Source organism: Actinosynnema sp. NPDC020468, from assembly GCF_040642015.1.
GTDB lineage: Bacteria > Actinomycetota > Actinomycetes > Mycobacteriales > Pseudonocardiaceae > Actinosynnema.
In genome coordinates this window covers 1-5,442 of record NZ_JBFAEO010000101.1, presented here as the reverse complement: position 1 = coordinate 5,442, position 5,442 = coordinate 1, and the positions used below count along the sequence as shown (strand labels likewise).

The window sequence follows — 5,442 nt, the reverse complement described above, 5'->3', positions numbered from 1 at the left end:
CCGTTGTCGAGTTTGGGCGGCGGTTGGGCGGTTCGGTGCCCCCTTGACACATGCGGTTGGGCTTCGCCCAGGCCATACGGGGAGAACACGAGGCCCCCGGCTGGTCGGGCGTTGCCCTTGGTGGTGGTGTTACTCGGTTTGGGCCACCAGGAGGGTGACCACGTCGGTCAGGTTTCCCCTTCTGGCGAAGGCTTGGCGTTGGCGGGTTGCTCCTGAGCCGTCCTTCAGCAGGCGGGCTATGCCCTCGGTGACCAGGGCTTCGTCGCCGAAGGCGTGCAGGGCCGGGCGGGTCCAGTTCAGGAGGGTGTGCAGTTGGGTTGTCGCCGGGATGAGGTGGCCCGTGTGCGGGTCCACCGTGGCGCCCTCCACGCCGTCCCTCGCCGCGCGCCACAGCGCGGTGCGGAGGGTGAGGTCCGGTACTCGGAAGGCGGCTGAGGGGTCGTGTAGGGCCATGGCGGCGATGGCTCTGACCAGTGCCGCCAGCAGTACCGCCTCGTCCACGGTCGCGGCCACGTCGCAGACTCTCAGTTCCACCGTCGGGTGTTGTGCGGACAGGCGGACGTCCCAGTAGACCATTCCCTGGTCCAGCGCCGCTCCGGTCTCGCGGAGGTGGGTGGAGTCCAGGTGGTACTGCTCCGCCGACTCGAACCACGGCGGGGCGCCCGCCGAGGGCCACGGGCTCCAGGAGAGGTAGCGCCAGCTCGCGTAGCCGGTGTCCCTCCCCTCGGAGAACGGGGAGTTCGAGGACAGGGCCAGCAGGATCGGCAGCCACTGCCTCAGGTGGTTGCTGATCACCACGCCCGCCTCGTCGTCCGGGATGCCGATGTGCACGTGGCAACCGCAGATCGTCAGGCCGTCGACCAGGGAGCCGAAGTCCTGCGCGATGCGGCGGTACCTGGGGGTGTCGGTCAGCGGTGGCGGGCGGGTGCCGCCGCGGACCGGGGTGCCGGTGGCCACGATCCGGGCGCCGGTGGCTCGGGCGCGTTCGCTCAACTCCTTGCGGGACAACAACAGTTCGGTGCGGACCTCGGCCATCGACCGGCAGACGGCCGTGGCGCTCTCCACCTGGTACCGGGTCATCTCCGGTTGTAGGTTCAACGTTCCCGCGTCGCCGTCCAGCACCGTGGGCGCCACCGGCATCAGTTCGCCGGTCACTGCGTCGACCAGCAGGAACTCCTCTTCGACCCCGACCGAGAGCGGGGAGTCGAACTCGGATCTCGGATGGGGTAGCGCGGTGACTCCGACCTCGCTCACCAGGGACCTCCCCTGCGATGGGTAGTCACTCAAATGCTATGAGTGATCACCGACGCCGGACAGGCATCTATGCGGTGAACTTTCAGCTCACCGCCAGGTGAGGCTGACCGCGCAGTACCTCGACGTGGTCACTGTGCGGCCTTCCGAGCACCCAACTGGTGCCGCGCAACGACTTCGCGCGCTCCTTCAACGGCGCCAGCAGGCGGGACACCTCGTGGTACGACGTGACCGTGCCCGGCGCGCACACCAGCGTCGCCAGCGACATCGTCACCCGCACACCCTCGACCTCGTACGGTCGGTCGAGCACGGACGCGGCGAACGGCACGATCTCGTCCAGGCCCGCCACCATCAGGAAGTCGTCGCCGCCGACGTGGCCCACCTGCACACCGGGGTGCGACGCGGCGCCCTCGGTCAGCGCGCGGCCGATCGAGCGGATCAGGTCGTCGCCCGCCGCGAAGCCCACGGAGTCGTTCACCCGCTTGAACGAGTCGACGTCGAGCCAGCCGACCGCGAAGATCTCGCCGCCGAAGATGCGCCGGTCGACCTCGCGGGCGATGGAATCGCTGCCGGGCAACCGGGTGAGCGGCGACAGCGCGGCCGCCTGCTCGACCTTCATCTCCGCGACGCCGCGCACCACGTCCGCCACCCGCACCACGCCCAGGCACCGGTCGTCCGGGTCCACGACCACCAGGTCGTCGTTGGTCCGCTCGCGGTCGGCGTGCGCGACGATCTCCAGCAGCTCCAGGGCTCCGGACTCCGCGCCGATCAGCTTCGGCTTGTCCGCCAACCGGGACGCCTCGCGCTTGGCGTGCAGCGCGTGCCCGAACGGACCCGTGACGGCCAGCAGGAAGCGGTTGCGATCGACGGTGCCGCACGGCCTGCCGTCGCCGTCCACCAGCACCACGCCGGTCACCGTCGGCTGGGACGCCAGCACGTCGCGCACGTCCTCCGACGTCGCGTCCTCCGGCAACGTGGTGGCCGGGTGCAGGAAGTCGGTGACCTTCGGGCCGGTCTTCTTGCGCCGCAACGGCGCCGTCATCGTCTTGGTGACCGCGTCGGCCTCGTTGACCTCGCTGAGCACCGGCGCGATCGTCGCGCCCACCTTCGGTCGGCGTGAGGCCTCGGCGAGCAGGTTGCCCTGCGCGAGTCGCACGCCGAGCCGCCGTAACGCGCCCAGGTGGGCCTCGGTCTCGACGCCCTCCGCCACGACCAGCGCGCCGATCTGCTCGGTCAGGTGCTGCAACGCCTGCACCAGCGCGAACTGCGCGGCGTCGGCGGGGAGCGCCTGCACGACCTCGCGGTCGAGCTTCAGCAGTTCCGGCTGCACCTCGGTGATCAGCGACAGCGGTGTGTCGCCCTCGCCGACGCCGTCCAGCGCGATCTTGAAGCCGTCCGCGCGCAACCGGCGCAAACCCTTGACCAGCAACCGGCGCGGCGCGCGCGAGTACGGTGTGCCCACCTCGACGACCAGGTCCTCGGGACCGCGGCCGGTGTCGCGCAACGCCGAGTACAGCGGCGCCATCTGCTCCGGCTTGTCCGCGATGGTCATCGCGAGCAGGTTCACGTGCAACGGCAGCAGCACGTCGTGGTCGGCGGCGTGGCGGACCGCTCGACAGGCCAAAGCCACGTCGGTGTTGGCCAGGTACCCCGCACGGAATGCCATGCGGAGCAAATCCTGCACGCTGCCGTCGTGCGGTCGGGCCAGTGCCTCGATCGCGACGACCCCTCCGGTGTGGAGGTTGAACAGCGGCTGGAAGGCGAAGCGAACGTCGTCCAGCAAGGCGGGCACGGGACCCATCGTGCCCGGTTGATCATGGTTTGCCGAGGGGGTTAACCCGTTGTTCGCCGACTTTTGCCCGTTTGCCGAGGGAATGCCAACCGATGGCGCACGGGCCAACGTGAGGAACGGAACAGAACCGTCATCGCGGTCGCGACACCGCGCAGGTCGTCGTGGGTGGACAGGTAGTTTCGTTGCTGATTGTCCGCCATCCGGAAAAACGTGTCGAAGAATTGCGGAACGTCCGCGGGTCGAAGTGCCAGTAACGCGCTGAGACCGTGCGTGCGCAACAAGTGAACCCCTTTCGCGGTGGGCGACCAGAGTGCACGCGCAAGTGGTTCACCCGTCGCGAGCGCCCGTGCCGCGACCGGCGCGAGGGCGAGCGCGCGGGCCACGCCGTAGCCGGTGGTCGGGTTCACGAAGCCCGCCGCGGCGCCGAACGCGTCCCGGTCGGGCACGACGTCCAGCGCGATCCGCACCCGCTCCTCCGCGACCGGCACCGGGACGCCGTGCGCGGCCAGCCGGGCGTGCAACCGGCGGCGCAACTCGGGCGAGGGCAACCCCGGCGCGTGCGCCAACGACGTCTCCTCCAGCAGCACGCGGTCCGGACCCACCGGCACCGCGTAGAGGAACGTCGGGTCGGACGTGCCCGCGTCCGGCGGTCGGCGCCAGTCCATCACCACCGCCTCGCCCGGCGCGACGAACGGCGCGGCCTCCGCCTGCGACACCACCACGCCGACCGCGGTCTGGTGCGCCGTGCCGCGTCCGCCGCCCGCGTGCACCACCCGTCGGGCGCGCAGCACCCGGCCGTCCGCGAGCCGGGCGTGCGTGGGCGACCGGGAGGTGACCCGTCCCGCGAACACCCGCACGCCGTCCAGCGCGCGCAACGGCTCCTGGTCCAGCACCACGTACTCCCGGCCCGGCCGGTGCTCGCGCACCGCGAACGCCACCGCGCGGGACCGGGTCAGCACCGCCGCGTCGCCGACCTCGTCCGCCCACGCCGCGTACGTCGCCCGCCACGGCGCGGCCGGGTCCCGGTCGACCAGGCCGGTGGCCAAACCCTCGCGCGCGCACGCCCGCGCGAGGGCCCGACCGGCCGGACCACCGCCGACCACGAGCACGTCCACTCAACGGCCTTCCGGTCGGCGCGGCGGGAGCACGTTGCCCAGCAGCATCGGCTGGTACTGCGACACGACGTCGCTGAGCTGCGCGCAGGTGCGCTCGATCGCCTCCCGCGCCGCGTTGCGCTCCGCGATCACCGCCGACAGCACGAGCGTGGTCAGCACGACCGTCCCGTTGAACCCCTGGAGCGCCACCATCCGGGGCAGCAGCTCCAACCCGGCGAACGGGCCGCTGCCCGCCGCCGCGCCGCCGGCCGCGATCACCGTGGCGACGAGTGCGCACGGCGCCGCGCCCAGGTGCTGGAACCGCAGCGCGCCCCAGATGACGAACGGGAACACCAGGTACAGCAGGCGGATCGGGGTCGTGATCGCGACGACCATCACCCCGGCCGTGCCGAGCAGCAGGCAGCCCACCTCCACCCACTGGCGCGCGGGCAGGCCGCGGCGGCGCGCCGTGCGGACCGCGGCGACCAGCGGCACCACCAGCAGCACGCCGAGCGCGTCGCCCGTCCACCACACCGACCAGGTGGTCCAGAACCGCGCGCCGTCCACCACGCCGGAGAGCAGCAGCGCGCCGCTGCCGACCGAGGCGCTCACCAGCATCCCGGCGAACGCGCCCAGCAGGACGAGGGCGAGCGCGTCGCGCGTGCGGTCCAGCTCGAGCCGGAACCCGGAGTGCTTGAGCAACAGGTAGGCGACCACCGGGCCGAGGGTGTTGCCCGCGCTGATGAGGAACGTGGGACCGGTGTCGCCCAGGGAGGCGTTGACCGCGAACGCCCCGATCGCGATTCCCGGCCACATCCGCTGCCCGCCGACCATCAGCGCCAGCAGCGCGATCCCGGTCGGCGGCCACAGCGGGGTCACCTGGTCGTTGACCAGAGCCTGGAGCAATCCGAGGCGCGCGCCGGCGTAGTAGGCACCCGCGACGGCCAGGAGTTGGACCGCGTACGTGCCCCACGGGCGGAGTCGAGGGGAGAGCAGCACGCGGACAGCATCCTCCGCTCCGGGCCTCCGCACCACGCCTAGCTGCGGAAATGCTCCGATCGACCCCCCGATTTCACTTCTGCGGGGGACTCGTGTAAGTTTCTCCATGTCAGCAGGAACGGGCCGCGAAAACCGGGCCGGAACGCAGACCAAAAGCCAAAGTACGGAAACACACCAGCCCCGGATTGCGCCGCGGTAAGACGCGGGACATGATGGTGAGCGCGTGTTCTTTGAGAACTCAACAGCGTGCCGAATAGCCAGTAAATTGTATGAACCTCGTCAAGAGGTTTTCCTTTGAGATTGTTA

General features: G+C 70.9%; 4 protein-coding genes. All 4 read right to left on the bottom strand.

Annotation, left to right across the window (positions count from 1 at the left end):
- Positions 1-129: 129 nt before the first annotated feature.
- The gene (locus AB0G50_RS35715) at positions 130-1,254 is read right to left on the bottom strand and encodes a glutamate--cysteine ligase (protein ID WP_360118498.1); all 1,125 of its coding nucleotides are present in this window, start codon (positions 1,252-1,254) and stop codon (positions 130-132) included.
- An 82-nt stretch (positions 1,255-1,336) separates the two neighbouring features.
- Entirely contained in the window at positions 1,337-3,052 is a 1,716-nt protein-coding gene (locus AB0G50_RS35710; RefSeq protein WP_360118495.1) for a GGDEF domain-containing protein, read from the bottom strand.
- A gap of 32 nt (positions 3,053-3,084) precedes the next feature.
- Positions 3,085-4,158: a lycopene cyclase family protein gene (locus AB0G50_RS35705; RefSeq protein ID WP_360118492.1), complete on the bottom strand. Its 1,074-nt coding sequence runs from the start codon at positions 4,156-4,158 to the stop codon at positions 3,085-3,087.
- Positions 4,159-5,136 (bottom strand): MASE1 domain-containing protein, encoded by a 978-nt coding sequence (locus AB0G50_RS35700; protein WP_360118489.1) that lies wholly within the window; start codon positions 5,134-5,136, stop codon positions 4,159-4,161.
- Positions 5,137-5,442 lie beyond the last annotated feature (306 nt).

Excerpts from the sequence above, each read along its gene's own strand:
- AB0G50_RS35710 (WP_360118495.1), bottom strand. The coding sequence starts at position 3,052 with ATGGGTCCCGTGCCCGCCTTGCTGGACGACGTTCGCTTCGCCTTCCAG.